General features: G+C 59.5%; 20 protein-coding genes. 11 read left to right on the plus strand and 9 right to left on the minus strand.

Annotation, left to right across the window (positions count from 1 at the left end):
- Positions 1–34: 34 nt before the first annotated feature.
- Complete coding sequence (locus tag KJJ24_RS01840; RefSeq protein WP_214340427.1) at positions 35–205, minus strand: hypothetical protein; 171 nt, start codon at positions 203–205, stop codon at positions 35–37.
- Between the two features lie 660 nt (positions 206–865).
- On the opposite strand from KJJ24_RS01840, the gene KJJ24_RS01845 reads away from it, so the two are divergent.
- The 3 genes from KJJ24_RS01845 to KJJ24_RS01855 all read left to right on the plus strand — a co-directional run bounded on the left by KJJ24_RS01845 (position 866) and on the right by KJJ24_RS01855 (position 3,050).
- Entirely contained in the window at positions 866–1,354 is a 489-nt protein-coding gene (locus KJJ24_RS01845) for an SLOG family protein (RefSeq protein WP_214340428.1), read from the plus strand.
- Between the two features lie 41 nt (positions 1,355–1,395).
- Complete coding sequence (locus KJJ24_RS01850) at positions 1,396–2,049, plus strand: siphovirus Gp157 family protein (RefSeq protein WP_214340433.1); 654 nt, start codon at positions 1,396–1,398, stop codon at positions 2,047–2,049.
- An 86-nt stretch (positions 2,050–2,135) separates the two neighbouring features.
- Positions 2,136–3,050 carry an RAD52 family DNA repair protein gene (locus tag KJJ24_RS01855; RefSeq protein WP_250544859.1) on the plus strand — a complete coding sequence of 305 codons (915 nt, stop codon included), beginning with the start codon at positions 2,136–2,138 and terminating at the stop codon, positions 3,048–3,050.
- 49 nt (positions 3,051–3,099) lie between these two features.
- On the opposite strand, the gene KJJ24_RS01860 is transcribed toward KJJ24_RS01855, so the two are convergent.
- Positions 3,100–3,375 carry a hypothetical protein gene (locus KJJ24_RS01860; protein ID WP_214340435.1) on the minus strand — a complete coding sequence of 92 codons (276 nt, stop codon included), beginning with the start codon at positions 3,373–3,375 and terminating at the stop codon, positions 3,100–3,102.
- A gap of 56 nt (positions 3,376–3,431) precedes the next feature.
- Positions 3,432–3,761: a hypothetical protein gene (locus KJJ24_RS01865; protein ID WP_214340437.1), complete on the minus strand. Its 330-nt coding sequence runs from the start codon at positions 3,759–3,761 to the stop codon at positions 3,432–3,434.
- 82 nt (positions 3,762–3,843) lie between these two features.
- Between KJJ24_RS01865 and KJJ24_RS01870 the strand changes: the two genes are divergently transcribed.
- Positions 3,844–4,059, plus strand: a complete 216-nt coding sequence (locus KJJ24_RS01870; RefSeq protein ID WP_214340438.1) for a hypothetical protein — start codon at positions 3,844–3,846, stop codon at positions 4,057–4,059.
- Between the two features lie 218 nt (positions 4,060–4,277).
- Here the strand turns inward: KJJ24_RS01870 and KJJ24_RS01875 are convergent, their stop codons facing one another.
- Entirely contained in the window at positions 4,278–5,195 is a 918-nt protein-coding gene (locus KJJ24_RS01875) for a cation diffusion facilitator family transporter (RefSeq protein WP_214340441.1), read from the minus strand.
- 3 nt (positions 5,196–5,198) lie between these two features.
- On the minus strand, positions 5,199–5,384 hold the full coding sequence (locus KJJ24_RS01880) for a hypothetical protein (RefSeq protein ID WP_214340449.1): 186 nt from the start codon (positions 5,382–5,384) through the stop codon (positions 5,199–5,201).
- Positions 5,385–5,421: 37 nt separating this feature from the next.
- Here KJJ24_RS01880 and KJJ24_RS01885 point away from each other — a divergent pair, with 37 nt between their 5' ends.
- On the plus strand, positions 5,422–5,829 hold the full coding sequence (locus tag KJJ24_RS01885; protein WP_214340451.1) for a hypothetical protein: 408 nt from the start codon (positions 5,422–5,424) through the stop codon (positions 5,827–5,829).
- On the opposite strand, the gene KJJ24_RS01890 is transcribed toward KJJ24_RS01885, so the two are convergent.
- The 3 genes from KJJ24_RS01890 to KJJ24_RS01900 all read right to left on the minus strand — a co-directional run bounded on the left by KJJ24_RS01890 (position 5,774) and on the right by KJJ24_RS01900 (position 7,067).
- Positions 5,774–6,040 (minus strand): hypothetical protein, encoded by a 267-nt coding sequence (locus tag KJJ24_RS01890; RefSeq protein ID WP_214340453.1) that lies wholly within the window; start codon positions 6,038–6,040, stop codon positions 5,774–5,776. The two genes, KJJ24_RS01885 and KJJ24_RS01890, sit on opposite strands and share 56 nt — an antisense overlap.
- A 70-nt stretch (positions 6,041–6,110) precedes the next feature.
- Positions 6,111–6,458, minus strand: a complete 348-nt coding sequence (locus KJJ24_RS01895; protein ID WP_214340455.1) for a hypothetical protein — start codon at positions 6,456–6,458, stop codon at positions 6,111–6,113.
- 90 nt (positions 6,459–6,548) lie between these two features.
- Entirely contained in the window at positions 6,549–7,067 is a 519-nt protein-coding gene (locus KJJ24_RS01900) for an HPP family protein (RefSeq protein WP_214340463.1), read from the minus strand.
- Between the two features lie 353 nt (positions 7,068–7,420).
- Between KJJ24_RS01900 and mscL the strand changes: the two genes are divergently transcribed.
- From mscL to KJJ24_RS01930, 6 genes are all read left to right on the plus strand, one after another.
- Positions 7,421–7,798 (plus strand): large conductance mechanosensitive channel protein MscL, encoded by a 378-nt coding sequence (mscL, locus tag KJJ24_RS01905; protein ID WP_010302940.1) that lies wholly within the window; start codon positions 7,421–7,423, stop codon positions 7,796–7,798.
- Between the two features lie 118 nt (positions 7,799–7,916).
- Complete coding sequence (gene blaOXA, locus KJJ24_RS01910; RefSeq protein WP_250544860.1) at positions 7,917–8,735, plus strand: class D beta-lactamase; 819 nt, start codon at positions 7,917–7,919, stop codon at positions 8,733–8,735.
- Between the two features lie 129 nt (positions 8,736–8,864).
- Complete coding sequence (locus KJJ24_RS01915) at positions 8,865–9,062, plus strand: Nif11-like leader peptide family natural product precursor (RefSeq protein WP_214340474.1); 198 nt, start codon at positions 8,865–8,867, stop codon at positions 9,060–9,062.
- 370 nt (positions 9,063–9,432) lie between these two features.
- Entirely contained in the window at positions 9,433–9,756 is a 324-nt protein-coding gene (locus tag KJJ24_RS01920; RefSeq protein WP_214340476.1) for a hypothetical protein, read from the plus strand.
- A complete protein-coding gene (locus tag KJJ24_RS01925; protein ID WP_214340478.1) occupies positions 9,740–10,183 on the plus strand; it encodes a hypothetical protein in 444 nt (147 codons plus the stop codon). The genes KJJ24_RS01920 and KJJ24_RS01925 overlap by 17 nt, the downstream gene beginning before the upstream one ends.
- A 52-nt stretch (positions 10,184–10,235) precedes the next feature.
- Complete coding sequence (locus KJJ24_RS01930; RefSeq protein WP_214340481.1) at positions 10,236–12,752, plus strand: hypothetical protein; 2,517 nt, start codon at positions 10,236–10,238, stop codon at positions 12,750–12,752.
- Between the two features lie 21 nt (positions 12,753–12,773).
- Here KJJ24_RS01930 and KJJ24_RS01935 read toward each other — a convergent pair whose 3' ends face one another.
- On the minus strand, positions 12,774–16,196 hold the full coding sequence (locus KJJ24_RS01935) for a DEAD/DEAH box helicase family protein (RefSeq protein WP_214340483.1): 3,423 nt from the start codon (positions 16,194–16,196) through the stop codon (positions 12,774–12,776).
- Positions 16,197–16,205: the final 9 nt, after the last annotated feature.

Here is a 16,205-nt window from a genome sequence, read left to right on the forward strand (position 1 = left end):
CACTTCTTCATGCTGGCCTCGGCTGAGTAGAGCATCAGCGCTGCTTGAGCAGCTGCCTCAGCTCGGTGTCTGAGATCGGAGCCAGATCCCAGAGTCCATTCCAGCCAGGCCTAAGCAGACCGCGCATGACCAGCGCATCAAACACCTGCTCCGCCTGTTCCGCGCTGGTGGGATCTCCCAGCCTCAGGGCAAGGGTGAGAAGCATCTCGGAAGCACTCAAGTAGACAGCCACGGGCCATAGCGCCGCTGCGCCTGTCGTAGCAACAGCAGCTGGCCCCTGGAGGACTCCATGAAGAAGTGATTCGCGCTGATTTCTGCATGCAGAACCTGCATCAAGCGATCGAGCAGGTCTGGATGCGCTGAGTGCCCTGATGATCAGATGAAGGTGGTAATCGCGCCACCGGGCACTCCTGATCGCCACCCGGCGGCAGGGAATTCAGGATGTCACACGGCGCCAGGGCTTCGCGAGCCGGTGGTCGCTGCGCGGACACCGGCCCTGGCGCTCGTGTGATCGTTATTTTCCTTGCCGCCGCCGGGATGTGTGGCGTTAGTTCATCACGCACAGCGTCCTCCCGCGGCTGCGGTGGCCCAGCGCATTGGGGCCCGTCTGAGGCACTTAGAAACGGCAGTGATGGCTGCGTTCTGGGTGCTTGATGGATGCTCGCCTTTCAGAAGAGTTGCCCTGCTACTGATGCCCCAGGTGCCTGGATCTAGAGCCATAAAGATTCAAGAAGAGAGCCTCGCAGGCCCCGTCTCATCTGGCGCAAAGTACGCCTGTACTGATACAGTAAAAAGGTGATCAAGGGATGGTCTCCGCTGTTGCTGGAGCCCTTGAAAGAAATCCTCCTGCGCTCATTTTCTTCCCATGCTTTCGCTAGCCCAGGCCGCCGCATTGGCGCCGCCTGATCCTTCCCTGTTTGCCTCGATCTTTCTGCCAGGTAGTGGCCAGCTGGTGATCGTGGCCGGTGGTGGCCGTGATCTCACCTGGCCCTCCGAATCGATCGCCACCCATCTCCTGCGCGCCACCCGTGGCCGCTTGGTGCAGGCCCTGCTCCATGGCGCTGCCCGCGGGGCTGATCAAGCCATCGCCGCCGCTGCCGATCAGCTCGGCTGGCCCCAGATCGCCTGCCCTGCTGCCTGGCAGCAGCACGGCCGCGCCGCTGGCCCGATCCGTAACCGCCAGATGCTCGAGCGCTCGTTGGATCTGGCCTCCGCTCTTCCGCTTGGCGATGGCTTGCTCGTGGTCGCTTTCCCGGGTTCCCGCGGCACCGCCTCGCTGGTGGATCAGGCCCATCGCCTCAGCCGGCGTTCGGCCATCCCCATCGAGGTGATCCAGATCCCCCAGGAGGCGTAGGCCTCCCTTCTTCTCCCTCCCATTCCTCACACACCTCATCCATGTCTGTCGCCATTCCTGTCACCACCCCTCCTGATGTCACCCCCGAGCTCCCCACCCTCTGGGAGCTCGGGGCCGATCTCCAAGCCGAAACCTCTTGGATTGCTCGCCTCTCCGAACGCCTCGACACCGAGGACGACGACGAACGTGCCCTCGCCCTTGCTGATCTCGAGGAATCCCTCGCCCTGGAAGACAACAAACGCGAGGCCTTCCTGCGCAAAGCCGATGCCACCTGTTGGGTGATCGAACGCCTCCGCGCAGAAGCCAACTACCACTCCGGCCAATCCAAGCGCTTCTCAGCCCTCGCCAAGCGAGAAGACAACCGCGCTGACGCCCTCGAATCCACCCTCATCCACCTGCTCTCCCGCCTCGATCCATCCGCCACCGCCCACAACCTCCTCGATCACCGCCTCACCTCACGCACCACAGAAGCCATCGAGATCGATGACCCCGATCTCCTCCCTCCAGATCTCCTCACCACCCAAACCACCACCACACCCAACAAAACCTCCATCAAGGCCCGCATCCGCTCCGTCATCTCCTCCGCCATCTCAGGCCTCCCCAAACCAGAGGCCACCCACCTCGCCTTCTCCCTCTCCTCCACCGCCGTCCCCGGCGCACGCCTCATCAAACGCCGCCACTGGTCCATCACCTGAGGGGGCCAGGGGCCCCTTCTCGATGGGGTTTTGCAGGTGCGGGCCCCATTCCCTTTTCTCCACTCCACACATACGGATTCATCGCCATGGCCATCACTTCCACAGCCACAACCGCCAACATCCACACGGCCCCGCTGCGCCGCTCAGCCCCAGGAGCGAATCGCTCGGCCTCAACGCTGCAGGCCCTGCGCGACAGCCTCAGCGAGGAGGCCAGCAGTGCTCAACCATCGACTGCACCTGCAACCGCCCACTTCGAGGGGGCCCCTGGCCCCGCCCCCGGCGGGGGATTTAGTGAGAGGCAGGTGGCGTTGCTTTCGGCGCCGTTGGATCGGGCCAATGTGCGCCAGCGGGAGCAGGGGCGCAGCCGGGTGAGCTATCTCGAGGGGTGGCAGGTGATTGCAGAGGCCAACCGCATCTTTGGTTTTGATGGCTGGGAGCGCTGCACCCTGATCAGCCGTTGCGTGGCGGAACACGAGCGCCCTGTTGGGCGGGATCGCAAAAACGGTTGGGGCGTGACCTACACGGCCCGCGTGCGCATCACGGTGACCGCTGGCCACCGCACCTTGATCCGCGAGGGCTCTGGCGCCGGCCATGGCATTGATGCTGACAAGGGCCTGGCGCATGAATCGGCGCTGAAGGAAGCGGAGACCGATGCCACCAAGCGGGCGTTGATGACCTTTGGCAATCCCTTTGGCCTGGCGCTCTACGACAAACAGCAACGCCAGGTGAGCAGCTCAGGTGCGCCCATCACGGCGACATCGGCTCCTCTTGCCCAGAAGGTTCGAGAGGCCGTGGCTGACATCCCACTCGAGCCCGCAGTGATTGCTGGGCTCCACGAGCGCATCAAGGCCCTGGCCCCTGCTCAACTCGAGGCCTTCTCCAAGGGCTTCCGCGCTGCCTTCCAGGTGCCCGAGGCTCAACACTCCCTGGCGGGGCTGATTACCACCATGCGCCACCAGCGCTGGATTGAGGGCTTCCTGTCCCAGAGCTCTGGGACCTGATCCGTTCACTGGGAGCAGCAGAAAAGGCCGGCTCCTGCCGGCCTGGCCCTCAGCGGGCCTGATGAGCTGCCACCTCAGCCTCCTGCTCGGCTTCGATCGCCTGATCAATGGCCTCTACCCGCTCCAGGAACCCAGCCATCGCTGGCAGCAGCTCCTCCTCGAGCAGGGTGATCTCTTCCTCCCCATAGGGGTGATCGACCCAGGGCCTCGGGATCAACAACCCCCGGGCGGTGTGGGTGGCCAGGAGCATCTCCACGGCTCGGTAGCAGCACTCCACCAAGGCAACGGGATCTTCTGGGCCACCAATGAATTCAGGGCTGAGCATGACGACCTGACGCCCTACGGCGCAGCGACGGGACGCCTACAGGACCGCTCCGCCAGTCAAGGGGCGAGTCCATCCGTTGATGCGCGGTGAGCACCGGCAAAGCCGGGGCGATCGCGCCACACCAACCAGTCCGCTCGCCTCGCGTCAGCCCTTGACCAGGGGCGATCCTGGAGGTGCCCGGCGCGGCGCATCTTGCGGTGCGTCTTGAGCCGGTGGGGTGCATCTGGTGCACTGCTCACACCTCTGGTGATCCGCTCATGGCCATAGGCCTTGAGGCTCTCCCCTCCGGTCCGCACCAGCAATCGGCTCACCACACAGCTGCGGTGGCGCGTGCCATGGAAGCGGCGTGGCCCCTCCCAGCGTGCCCACTGCGTCGAAGGCGGCAAGGATCAGGCCGGGCCGCTGCGCGGTCCTTGCCGCCTCCGCCACAGCGGGCCTCGGTCGGGGTGTTCCACGCCTTCCCCTTCCATGGCACGCCCCACCGCTCCCTGCTGTGAGATCCGCTTCCTGGTGCTCCACACCTATCCCGATGGCATCAAGGCCTATGGCCATGAGCGCATCACCACCCCCATCGGTCGCCGCGGGAAGCCCGTGAAAAAGCTCCGCCTGATTCCTGCAGAAGATGCCTATGCCATGGCCCGATATTTCCAGGGCCAAAAGGGCACCACGGTCTCCGTGATCTGAGCTGCCTCGGGAGGCTCCGCCTCCCGCCGGCCGGTCTCCCGGCCGGTTTTCTCAGTGCTTATGCAGGGGCTCAGAAAGTTTGATCCAAGACACTTCCGCACTTCAGGGATCTTTGCCGGAGCCGAGGGACCTTGGCTCCGGCATGTCGTTAGCCAGTCAGTCGCTGGGAAGCCCTGAAAGGGCTTGGTGGCTCTAACCACCCACCACCAACAACAACTTCATCGGTGCTCATCGCAGAGATGGTGGCTGATTTCCAGTTGCAGGGTGGTTTTGCGGATACCAAGGGCGGCCAGTGCTTCGTGGGCCTTGTGCATGAGTTGCTCCTGGCTGAGCTGACTGGCAGCCAGGGCGGGGGGATCAATCACCAGATGGGCGGTGAGGGCGGTGCGCGAGGTACTCAGGCTCCAGATGTGCAGCGCCTCCACAGCCTGAACGGCGGGCAAGGCGAGCAGCGTGGCGCTCACCTCGGCCAGGTTGATGTGGCTGGGTGTGGCATCAAGGTTGAGGGCGATCGCTTCTCTGAGCAAATTGATCGCGCTCCAGATCACCACCGCTCCCACGCCGATGGCGGTGAGGGCATCGAGCCAGATCCAGCTGGTCACTCCCACCAGGAGAGCACTGATCAAGACGGCCACCGAGACGGCTGCATCGGTGAGCAGATGCAACACCGCGGCCCGTTGGTTGAGGTCGTGGTGGTGGTCGTGTCCAAACAACTTGGCTGAGCCGAGGTTGATCACGATCCCGGCTGCAGCGGCCCAGGCCACCGGGCCGGCAATCAGCGGAACGGGGTTGAACAGTCGCTGAATCGCTTCCACCACCACCACCGCGCCGGCGCCAAAGATCAACAGACCGTTGATCAGCGAGGCGAGTTGGGTGCTGCGCCCATAGCCGTAGGTGAAGCGACCGCTGGCGGGGCGGCGGCTGAGGTGATCGGCGCCCCAGCCGAGCACCAGGCCGATGACATCGCCGAGGTTGTGCAGCGCATCGCCGATCAGGGCAAGGGAGCCAAAGCCAAAGCCAATCGCCAACTGAAGGGTGGTGAGGCCGGTGTTGAGGGCAATGCTCCAGCGGAAGGCTCGCCCAGCTCGGCTTGAGGCCTCTTGGTGGTTGTGGTGATGCGCGTGATGGCCGCCCATCGCTCAGCTCTCCTGCTGGGTAGCCAAGTAGAGGGCGATCATCTCTTCCATCCCCTTTTGAGTGCGGCCGTGGGGACGATGGCCCTGGGCGGCCCAGACCCGATCGAGTTCCATACGCAGCTCGGGTGTGATCCAACAGGAGAGCAGCACCTTGCCCTCACGGCTGGAGGTGCAACGCTTGGCGGCCATGGAGCTGGATCGAGACCTGATCGCAATGTATACAAGTGTGCGAGCGACTCTGTTGTTGGGGTTGGCGCTGCTGCCGCAGGCCGCTGCCAGGGCTTTGGACTGCCAGGCCCTCAACGACCAGCGCGATCAACTCGTGCGGCGTGCCATGAAGCAGGAAGTGGTTGTGCTGCATGAGCTGCGGCTGAAGCTCTGCCCGCAACAGGAAGCCAGCGCAACGGCGGAGGGTTCCGCATCGGAGAGCCAGCTGGATTTCGGGGCCTACATCCGCTGCCGGCAACAGGCTGAGGTTCAGCTGCAGAACTCCAAGCCAGTGCTCTACACAAACCCCAGCGGATTCCGATGGTTCACCCCGCAAGGTGCTCGTCTGGCCAGAGAGGCTGATGCGCTCCTTAGGGAGATGCAGCAACACTGCGCCGCCCCGTCACCAGCAGGCCCGCCGCCATGAGCCCGATCACGCCCGCGGCATGGGCTGAGGACAGTGCTGAGATCTCCAGTAGGGATGCAAGGCCAGGAATCAGCTGCACCACCAGCCAGAGGCCAACGCCAATCAGCGCCACAAACAGAAGCAGAATTCCTGCTTCTGAGGCTTCGCCGGCCCACAGGTAGATCAGCGCACAGGCCAGGAGCAGCAGGTTGGTGGGCTCCAGCAAGGCCATCCGATCAGAGCCCAACGGGGGGAATGTGGCCCCAGGATTCAGCGTTACCCCGCGGTGTCGCTGATCTGTCTCAGCCCCCTGATGACTGCGCCGCAGTGGGGTGCACCACAAAACTGGCGCCCGTGATCCGGTCATCCACCCGCAGGCGCAGTGGATGCACGGCTTCCACGCAGACGCCCACTTTGTTGCCAGGGGTGTAGTCCCAGAAGAAGCCTGTTGTGCCCAGCTGAGCGGGCCCATCCAGGCGTTGACCATCACTGAGGGTCAAGTACACCTCCTCCACACGAGAGCCGGAGGGCGTTGCATGCGGCTGGCCGTAATGGCGTTCCACAACCACAGCATCCGAGCAGGATCCAGCCGTTGGCTTCGGAGCGGCCAGCCCCTGCAGCGGTGCGGAGCCGATCAAGACAGTTGCCAAGAATCCAGCTCCCGTCCACCGATTCATACGCTGCATCGCATCACTCAATCTGTTTCAACCGTAGACCTGATTGGCCTTCCTCACAGGGTTTTAGATCCAGTGATGGGGGTAGTGATCAGACAGCGCATGCAGTCGGCTGAACACCACGGCCATGGCTGTCAGCAAGACGGATCCTGTGAAGACGGGCAGCATGACAAACAACGGTTTGGCGTGTAGCAAGACACCCAACAGTGCTACTGCACCAGCCGGTGGATGGAGGCAGCGGAGGCGTTGCCCCAAGGCAATGGTGATCCCTACCGCGAGACCCATGACCCAGGGATCACCCCCAAGCCAGTGGACGCAGGCCACGCTCACCAGGGCGGCCATGGTGTTGCCCATGACGATGTTGCGTGGCTGGGCCAAGGGGCTTCTGGGATGGCCAAACAGCAACACTGTGGAAGCACCAAAAGGAGCAACGACCAACGGGTAGTGGCTCCAAAGGCTGATCAAACCCAGCAGCGTGATGGCGAGGACTCCACCAAGCCAGGCGGCGATCACTTCTTGATGCTCAAACCGTGGCTGATAGGCACGACCACGGGCACGGTCGGCCTGGAGCCAGCGCCACACCATCTCTTTGGTATCAAGCGATACCAGATGCTCGTGTGATCTGGTTGCTGGCGTCAAGCCGGATCAGCGAGCGAACCCTGCCAAGGCCACTGCGCCCAAGTCATCATTCGTGGCTCTCGATCAGCCTGGAGGTACCGGAAGAGGCGCTTGTGGTGGGGTTCCCCGTAGCGGGCGCTCACGCTCATCGAAGCCTTGGCTGATGGGCCTCCATCCTGCGGCGGCTTGGCTGGTTTTTGGTTGTGCGCTGCTCAAGGCAGCTCCATCCAGCCGCAGACCCGGTTGCAGACCACAAGCGCCAGCGGCTCGCGCCGGCATCATGAGCTCCGAATCCCGGCCAAGCAGCCTCACGTCACGCCATGAGCCGCACGCGCAACTTTCTGACTGACTTCCGAGCCTTCATCAACCGCGGCAATGTGGTTGATCTGGCTGTGGCCGTGGTGATCGGCGGGGCCTTCGGGAAGGTGGTGAATGCGGTGGTGACTTTGGTGATGGATTCATTGCTGCAACCTGTTCTCAAGGCGGCGAACGTTGACGCCATTGCCAGCTGGCCAGCCGGTGAGGTGCTGGTAGCAGCGATCAATTTCCTGGTGATTTCATTTGTGGTGTTTTTGATCGTGCGCTCGATCGAAGCCCTGCGGCGGAAGGAAGAAGCCGTTGCGCCACCCGACACTCAGGCCCAACTGGCCGCAGCGGTGACGCGCTTGGCGGATGCCCTGGATCGCCGCCAGCTCTGAACCAGGCCCGGTGTCGTTCTCTCCCCAGCGAATCCGGTCTGGCGGTCTGTTTTCTCATGCCTTGATCAGGAACGATGGCCACAATGCCTGCATCAGGAGGACACGAATGGCAGGTGGTATGCGGTCTTTGCTGGCTGGTGTGGCCCTCACGCTGATCCACCTCACACCGGCTGCTGCGCTCACCTGGAGAGAGGAACCGCTCCTGCAACCGCTGTTTGAGAAGGCTGGTGTGGAGGGCACGTTCGTGGTGCTGGATGAGCGCAATGGCGTATGGCGCGGGCGCAACAGGTTGCGTGCAGAGCAGCGCTTCTCTCCTGCTTCCACTTTCAAGATCCCCAACAGCCTGATCGCCCTCTCGCTTGGGGTAGTGGCCAACCCCGATGAGCTGATTCCCTACAAGGGTGATCCCAACCCGTTCATGCGCGAGTGGTTAGCGCCGATGGGGATGCGCGGCGCGATCAAGGTGTCGAATGTGCCGCTGTATCAGGAGCTGGCCCGGCGGATTGGGTTGAAGCGCATGCAAACCGCATTGCAGCAGTTGCAATACGGCAATGAGCAGATCGGCGGCAACGTCACCACATTTTGGCTGCGCGGACCGCTGGCGATCAGTGCCCTTGAGCAAACCCAGTTTCTCCTGGGCCTGGCCAAACGCACGTTGCGGTTTCCAGCGGTTGCCCAGCAGCAGGTTGCTGAGATCACGCGCATCGATGGCGGCCCTGGCTGGAGCCTTCATGCCAAGACCGGTTGGCAGAACGCTCCCGGCGCCGGTGTGGGCTGGTGGGTGGGTTGGGTGCAACAGGCCGATCGCATCACTCCCTTTGCGCTCAACATCGACATCAAGGGCAGTGACGACGCCCCCAAGCGTGAGCAGTTAGGTCGGCGCAGCCTGCAGCTCTTGGGGCTGTTGCCGAAGGGTGATCAGAGACCAGCACCGTGATCCAGCTGCTGCCCGCGTGAGCGACCAGTTTTCTCAGTGCTGATGCAGGGTTTGGCGGAGTGTGATCCGCGGAACCTGGCGCACACCAGACACCCTTGGCATGGTGAGAGACCCAGGGGTTCATCTCCCATGAGCTGGTCAGAGCTGGAGCGTTTTGTGGCCGATGTGGAGGCTGATGCAGCCCTGCAACGCGCCCTCAAGCACTGCCGCTCCCGCAAGGAGCTGATCCTGGCTGCACGGCGACTGGGCTACCGGATCACGCGGATTGATCTGCATCGCGCCTGGCAGGAGGAGCAGCTGGAGAACGAACGCCAGGCGCAGGGATGATTGGACCTAAGAAGGGTCATGGTCATCCCACGAAGCCGGATGCAGATGACGTTTTCTATTCGCCTGATGCATAACACCAGTGCTTGACTGGGATCAGTCGTGACATGTTGGAGCGTAGCGAGTAATACCCGCGGCGAATGATGGTTAGGATTAGAGGTGGTTAGCCCAGGCTCGAAGGATTGTGGACAGCGGTACTGCTCCCGACCAGCTAGCCCTGTCAGTTGTCGATCCCGAGTCGACTCTTCCGCCTTTTCACTCAGCCAAGAATTTCCCAGTTTCTCCCCGACCTGAAAAGCTGTCAGAGCTATATGCCGAATGCAGGAAGGCACTTGTTGATTCCAATGAAGCAAGATCCCTTTTGAGGGGCAGGATGGCAAAGAAGAAGCAGGTTATCGATGCCATTAGAGCTGAGATCGACAGGCTCGAGCAGGACCTGGCGCTTGAAGCGGGTACTCGCTTGAAGCTTCATGCCATGAATGAGCACCTTGTTGGGGTCCTTCGAGATATGGAGCAGATGGCTGAAGAAGTCAGTGCAACCATTGCGTCAGCTCATACTGGACGACGCACTGGCTTGAAACTCCTGATAGATCGCTTGAAGCTTCTGATCCGGAACTGGCGGTCATTCAAGACGGACCAACGAGTCTCGACAGCCAACGGGCTTCCTGGTGTGCAGGATGATGAAGAAAGATCTTGAACTTATGCCTGAGAGTGCTGATCCACCGCTAGATCATTCTGGGTCCATTGCCGATCTGTTCCTGGCTGCTAGCCGTGAGCTCGCCAACAGTGACGCACGTCTCTACCGCTCGCTGGATCGGCACCTGAAGCTAACAAGGGAACTCCTGGATCGAGATGATGATCAGTCTCACCTGATAGGCGAGCGGCCGAACTCTTGCCCCCTGCTTTGTTCGGCACATAGCTATGACCGGCAAACCAGGCGCTCTCTTCAGGAGCTGTGCAGAGACAATGGCATTACTGGGTATTCGCGCATGACAAAGAAAGTGATGATTGAACGTCTAGTCGCCAAAGGTATTGAGGCGCCTGAAATTCCACTGGAAGCCCTAAGTAAGGCCGAGCTGATCGAGGCCTTGCGGCACATGATGGATCAACAACGCAATGCCTGAGAATGACCCCGACGATCTAAGTGGGCTCCCGCTCAATCCTGATTCGCGGGACTTGGCTGATCTCTATAGCCAATGCCGCGCCAAGCTTGTTTCTGCAAACAGATCGCGCAGCTCCCTGAAGGGGCATGATGCTCGCCGGAGTTCAGTCATTGCGGAGCTTCAGCAACAGCTGAATGATCTTGAGGTAAGCCTCCAGGAAGAAGCTTTGTCGCGACTCCGCGTGCATGAGCTTAATGCTCGCGTAGCAGAGATTGTTCGAGATCTTGAGGAAGGTCTCGAGCAGGCGGCCGAAATTATCGAAGAGAAGGGTGAAGGGGGGCTTACCAGTTGGGTGGTTCGAATTGCCAAGCTGTTGCCAGTTGCCATTCGATTAAGAGAAGTCAAGTCTTCTGCGCTCCGCTTTTTGGGTCGAGATCCGGAAGTCGCCGATGCATTTGCTCTGAAATCCCAGGTGGCGTCAAATGATGCAGGTGAAAGCAGCCAGAAATTCGAATCGGAGCAGCTCAAGATCCAGATTCCTTTGCACAATGAGTTAGCTCAAGAGCAGACTGGGGCCTCGAGAGAATTACGTTTGTCTCAAGGGCAGGCGCAGGCACAGAGTGACTTTGGACCATTTGTTCTGAAAGATCTCACAGATGCTTATGGCCTTTTGCTCCTGCACAGTGACGGAGATTTTGTCCCCAAGGGTTGGTGCGTTGTTCATGACTCTCTCTGGCTTCCAGGCGCGGCGCTGTTGGCACTTGAGAATCCTGAAGATCCTAGTGATGGGCCAGTCGAAGCAGCGCTTGATGCCCTTAGTGGAAATGACGTTGTACTACCCGGACTAAAGCCTTGGTTGGATGCAGGAATTCTTCCGTTTGCACGTGATGAAAACCTCAAGCAATTACGTCTTCTGTCACTCGGTTCGATTGGAGAAGCAACGCATGTGCTTGTCAATCAGAAATTTGCAGCCCGGTTTGAAGATGTCGAGGCCTCGCCGCTTTCCCTGGATCTTGATGACGACATTTGGACTGGTTTTGCCCTCTCCTATACAGAAGAGAAAGAAGTTCTCCGTACTCTGCTGCAGCGCCCTGGTCAGTCTTTACCTGTAACTCCTCGTTTAAGCACCCGTGGCGGTGTTCGTATGCCGGAAGGGCAGGGCTACCTGGCGACTGGCCTTGGCTTGCCATTACTGGGCGTCCCTCTTGGTACGAAACCAGAACAGGTGGAACTAACCCTGTCGGACGGCACGGCACTGACTTATCAACCCTTACAGGTAGATGATCAAACTATTCAACGAATTCTTTATCAACCCTCTCAAGAGGACCGGAGGCGTTCTGCTTTAGTTCCAGGATCGGCTCGATTTGTCGTTAGACAGCAGGATGCCCCAGACCTCGAGCGATCGTTACAGCTCACCGCCCTGCCTCTTGATGTTCAATTTCACCGGGGTTCCGAGCTGGACTTTCGCGAAGACTGGGGGCTGATTCTTGGAGTATTAGCTCTGCCTGATCAGGGTCATGGGTATCAATCACCTGATGAGAGTGCGCAACAGTGGGCTCGTCACCGACTCAATCAGGGCGATCTGATGGTGAATCCCCTCTTTGAGCAGCAAATGTTGGAGAGCCTGTGTGCCTTGTTTCAACGGCGAGCTTCGATTCAAAGGTGTGAATTCTTCAAGCTGTACAGCCAGTTGCGCAACAAGCCTGATGAGTGGCCGGGTTTTCCCGAGGCGGTGTTGCGTGGTTGGTGTGAGGGTGGCTGGATCGAGGAAGGTATGGAGCGCGGTAAGGGTCGCTGGCGCATCCAACCTGTTGATCCTCGCCTTGTACGCATCCGTGAGAATGCGGTTCAGTTGGTTGGCTTGTTGACGGCGCGAAGGCTCGTTGATGTTGTGGCGTTGGCCCATCAGCTCGAGCTGACGGTCCAGATGGTTCCGCCCTCATGCCCCGATATGCCAAGGGGCTGGAGATTTCTCGGGGATATCGAACGTCTTGCCTCAGCCTCCAGCCTTCCTCTGATTGACCTTGAGGATTGGGTTCCGGATCCAAGGAGTCATCACTGGATCATCGAAGATCCATTGCCCAGTGATAGTCCCCCATGGCCAACGGGGGCTGGTGTACGGCGCATGCGAGATGCAGTTTGCGGTATGCGTGGGCTTGACGGGCACTGGATGCCTAAAGAACGATTTCCAGAACGTGGCCGAGCACCAATTAGCCAAACAATTCAGGTCGAAACCAGCCAATATGGGAAACGTCGCTGGCTCAGCCACGATCCAGTCAGTGACTCATGGTTCAGTAGCTGCCATCGCAATCGTGTCGCGATGCATGCGTTGATCGTGGCAACCGATGGCCTATGGCCTTTTGGCTTCACCGATTTAGAAACGGGCCAATTAGACCGTCTCTACGATGCAGAGGCTTACTTACCTTTGCCGCTTGGTCGCTATGCAGCTCTGTTCGGTAGCAAGATGCCAGGGCCGACACGTCATCAACCCCAAGACCATACGTATCGTTATTTTTTCGATCGGAACTTCAGGCTCTATCAGGCAGATAACCGAATCCTTCCGCTAACTAGTCTTCCTACATCACGCTGACCCTAGCGATGCGGGTTGAGATTATGCCGCAAGTTGTGGGTTGGCGCGCTCCCTGATCAGACTCAGAAGATCGAAGATTCGACCGGCCTCCTCTTGGGGAAATAGATCTTCGGGGCCCGTAGGGGCAAGATCGCTAAATGGTGGATCGTAGAGTCGAGAAGGTTCCATGGATCCTTTGCTCGTTAGTTCATCAATCACTGCGTCGATAAACCTGATCTGAACCAGGCTGTGGGTCCCTTCGGCTAGATAGTCCGCAAAGAGCTCTTTCGCAGCATTGCGGTCAATACCAACTAACGAGCGCACAAAGAGCCCAAAACCGTTGCATTCTTCCTTCGCGCGCTCAATAGCCTGAGCATCGCCGATGCCATGGTTGATGAGGAACTGCTCCAGCTCCTCTAGATCGGAATTGGTCAGGGGTTGATTGCGCCGCAATCGCTGCATAGTCAGGTGATCTTCGTGAGCCTTTAAAAATTCCTGAGCCCTCAGCCGGAATTGCTTGAAGGCGTCGGACGTCAGTAGTCTTGCTCCATCAAGTTCCTTGATCTCGACTAACTCATCGCTGAAGTCACTGTAGAGAGGCTCCTGAGCCTTGGTTTCAATCAGTCCAATAAGTGCTCGTAGTCTGCGTCGTACCTCTTCAAGCATCGGAACCGTCACGTCTTGCCACCACTCATCGCGCAGCAGGTCTTGAATGAGGTCGAGTTGTGCGGCCACCATTGGGATGGAATGTCGTGCCTCGAGCAAGCCAGCGAGTTCGCGCAACTTACTCTGCAGGTTGATTAAACGCGGCTCACTGCGTAGCTGCGCTAGTTGAAGGCTGTACAGCAGTACATCAAATCGACGTGCCGTGGCATCGGTGTCGCCGACCTGATCAGCATGGGACGAGGGTAATGGGGCGATTGTGTGGCCCAGTAGCTCAATGTTGTCGGGTGTGATCTGGCTCCATGCCTTCTCGTCAGAGAAGTACTCCACCTGCTCGAGGTGGGGCCGAACCAGAAAATTGTCGGCTGGGCAAGCTGCCACATGGCAACGCAACAACTCGGCCAGGTCACTGCGATGGTCTTTCAGCTCGGGAGCTAGATCTGCAGCCTGAGCTTGTTGATCGATCGCATCCACCAGCGCTAAGCGTGCTTGGAAAAGACGCGTGGCCAGCGTGGCTGGGGGTGTAGCGCCATCGGCGCCGCTATTTCCCAGGAAAAACTCCAGATTCTGGCAAAAATCAAAAATCCAGAAGCATTGCTTGTCTTGTCCGGGACCGAACAGATCGGGACACAAGCGTGTGCCCCTGCCTACCATCTGCCAGAACTTGGTGCGAGACCGTACTGGTTTGAAGAACACCAAGTTTACGATCTCAGGGATATCGATCCCCGTATCGAGCATGTCGACTGAGATTGCAATCATCAAATCGCTGTTGGGATCAGCAAAGTCATCGATCAGGCTTTGGGCATAGGGAGTCTGGTTGTCGATTACCCGAGCTGTTTTGCCGGTCAGGTGGGGATAGTTGTGGTCAAAACGCTCCTGGATGAATTGAGCATGACGATGATTGCGAGCAAAGATCACCGTCTTGCCTATTCCATCACCATTTCCCCTGGGACAACCCTGGGTCATCAGTACCCTGAGGCCCTGTTCGATGGTGTTGGCGTTAAACAGCCAGTTGTTAAGAGCCCCTGAATCAACCTGCCCACTCCGTTGCACGTCTTCATCCCAATCCAGCAGGTCCCACTCGGCTTGTTCTGCATCGCTGAGATCGGTGTAGCGGATCCCTTCGCGCGGGAACTTCAGCGATACAGAAATCGGCCTAAAAGGAACCAGGAAGCCGTCGGCGACGGCCTGGTCAAGCCCGTATTCATCGGTGGGCATGCCGATGTCGAGCTCAAACAGCTGGTAGGTATTGCGGTCGATCTCATCGCGTGGGGTTGCAGTGAGGCCTGTTAGCAGGGAATCGAAGTAACTGAAGATGGCGCCATATTTCTGATAGACGCTGCGATGGGCCTCATCAATGATCACTAAGTCGAAGTGCCCTACCCCAAAACGCCTGATACCATTGCCGTCTTCTGAATCGATGAGTCTCATCATCGTGGGATAGGTCGACAGGAATACGCGCCCCTCTCCGCCCTTATTGGTCACGAGATTGACCGGTGAGCAGTCCGGTAAGAACGAACGGAAAGCACGCTCTGCCTGCAGTACGAGGGCCGTGCGGTCTGCGAGGAACAAGATGCGCTTAACCCAGTTGCAGCGGATCAGCAGTTCGCTTAAGGCAATGGCTGTGCGGGTTTTGCCTGTTCCAGTGGCCTTCACCAGAAGCACCTTGCGGCGGCCGTTCTCAAGAGATTCGGCAATCGCGCGAATGGCGCGCTGTTGGTAGTAGCGCCCCGCAATTTCACTGTTGATACTGGCCTGGCTGAGCTCCTCGCGGGTTTCGCGGCGCCGGATCAGGGTGACCAGCTCAGCTTTTTTGTAGAAGCCCTGGATGTCTCGGGGTGGGTAGCGTAGGTCGTCCCAGATTCGATGCTTGTAGCCATTCGAGAGGAAGATCAGCGGGCGCTGCTTGTAGCGCTGCTCGAGGCAGTCTGCATAGAGCTCCGCTTGCCGCTGGCCGTCCATGGGGTCGCGGCTGGTGCGCTTGGCCTCCACCAGCGCCAGGGGTTTGCCGTCATCACCCCAGAGCACGTAGTCGACGAAGCCTTGCCCGGATTCATTGGGCATCCCCTGTACCTGTTCTTCATGGGTGCACCCAGCACCTAGTTTCCAGCCGGCTTCCTCGAGATAGTGATCGATGTAGCCCTTCCGCGTTGCCCATTCCGGGAGCTCCGGATCTGGTTTGGCGGCTGCCTGATTGGCCTTGCGTTGTGCAGTGATTTCGGCACGTAGACGCTCGATTTCCTCTTGAGACGCCTGTGAAGCCAGGCGTTGAGCACGGAGCTGTTCATCCCGTTCGGACAGTTGCTTAGCGAGTGCTTCTAGTTGCTCGCGGCTCTGAACCTGGGCTGCATCGGCAGCTGCTTTGCTCGGTAGGCGATCGGCATCAAATCGCTGTCCTCGGACTAGATCAGGGTCAACGCCATAGGTGATCACCAGCCAGCGCAACACCTGGAACAGTTCACCGGCTGCCAGCACTGCATCACCGGGCCGGATCGGATCGATGCGATGAACAGCCTTGTTACCGAGATCTTTGAGCAATCGGAAGCGACGGATCTCTTCACCAGCTAGTTCCCGAAAATCAGGCGCATAGATCAAATCGGCCAGGGTGCCATAGCCAGGAGGCTGCCGCAGCTGGCTGTCGTTGTCATATACCCACTCCACCAATAGCTCGATGGTGCGGCGGGCATAGAAACAAGCGGTGCGCGGATCATTCAGGGCGCACTCCTCAACCCGTACGGCTTCCACATGCAGCTCAGGCCACTGGCTGGCGATTAGGGCGTACTGGGAGGGGGAGGCACTCATGTGATCAAT

Origin of the sequence: Synechococcus sp. LA31 (assembly GCF_018502385.1) — a bacterium.
Lineage (GTDB): Bacteria > Cyanobacteriota > Cyanobacteriia > PCC-6307 > Cyanobiaceae > Vulcanococcus.

Excerpts from the sequence above, each read along its gene's own strand:
- KJJ24_RS01840 (WP_214340427.1), bottom strand. The coding sequence starts at position 205 with ATGCTTCTCACCCTTGCCCTGAGGCTGGGAGATCCCACCAGCGCGGAA.
- KJJ24_RS01845 (WP_214340428.1), top strand. The coding sequence starts at position 866 with ATGCTTTCGCTAGCCCAGGCCGCCGCATTGGCGCCGCCTGATCCTTCC.
- KJJ24_RS01850 (WP_214340433.1), top strand. The coding sequence starts at position 1,396 with ATGTCTGTCGCCATTCCTGTCACCACCCCTCCTGATGTCACCCCCGAG.
- KJJ24_RS01855 (WP_250544859.1), top strand. The coding sequence starts at position 2,136 with ATGGCCATCACTTCCACAGCCACAACCGCCAACATCCACACGGCCCCG.
- KJJ24_RS01860 (WP_214340435.1), bottom strand. The coding sequence starts at position 3,375 with ATGCTCAGCCCTGAATTCATTGGTGGCCCAGAAGATCCCGTTGCCTTG.
- KJJ24_RS01870 (WP_214340438.1), top strand. The coding sequence starts at position 3,844 with ATGGCACGCCCCACCGCTCCCTGCTGTGAGATCCGCTTCCTGGTGCTC.
- KJJ24_RS01875 (WP_214340441.1), bottom strand. The coding sequence starts at position 5,195 with ATGGGCGGCCATCACGCGCATCACCACAACCACCAAGAGGCCTCAAGC.
- KJJ24_RS01880 (WP_214340449.1), bottom strand. The coding sequence starts at position 5,384 with ATGGCCGCCAAGCGTTGCACCTCCAGCCGTGAGGGCAAGGTGCTGCTC.
- KJJ24_RS01890 (WP_214340453.1), bottom strand. The coding sequence starts at position 6,040 with ATGGCCTTGCTGGAGCCCACCAACCTGCTGCTCCTGGCCTGTGCGCTG.
- KJJ24_RS01900 (WP_214340463.1), bottom strand. The coding sequence starts at position 7,067 with ATGGTGTGGCGCTGGCTCCAGGCCGACCGTGCCCGTGGTCGTGCCTAT.
- mscL (WP_010302940.1), top strand. The coding sequence starts at position 7,421 with ATGAGCCGCACGCGCAACTTTCTGACTGACTTCCGAGCCTTCATCAAC.
- blaOXA (WP_250544860.1), top strand. The coding sequence starts at position 7,917 with ATGCGGTCTTTGCTGGCTGGTGTGGCCCTCACGCTGATCCACCTCACA.
- KJJ24_RS01915 (WP_214340474.1), top strand. The coding sequence starts at position 8,865 with ATGAGCTGGTCAGAGCTGGAGCGTTTTGTGGCCGATGTGGAGGCTGAT.
- KJJ24_RS01920 (WP_214340476.1), top strand. The coding sequence starts at position 9,433 with ATGGCAAAGAAGAAGCAGGTTATCGATGCCATTAGAGCTGAGATCGAC.
- KJJ24_RS01925 (WP_214340478.1), top strand. The coding sequence starts at position 9,740 with ATGAAGAAAGATCTTGAACTTATGCCTGAGAGTGCTGATCCACCGCTA.
- KJJ24_RS01935 (WP_214340483.1), bottom strand. The coding sequence starts at position 16,196 with ATGAGTGCCTCCCCCTCCCAGTACGCCCTAATCGCCAGCCAGTGGCCT.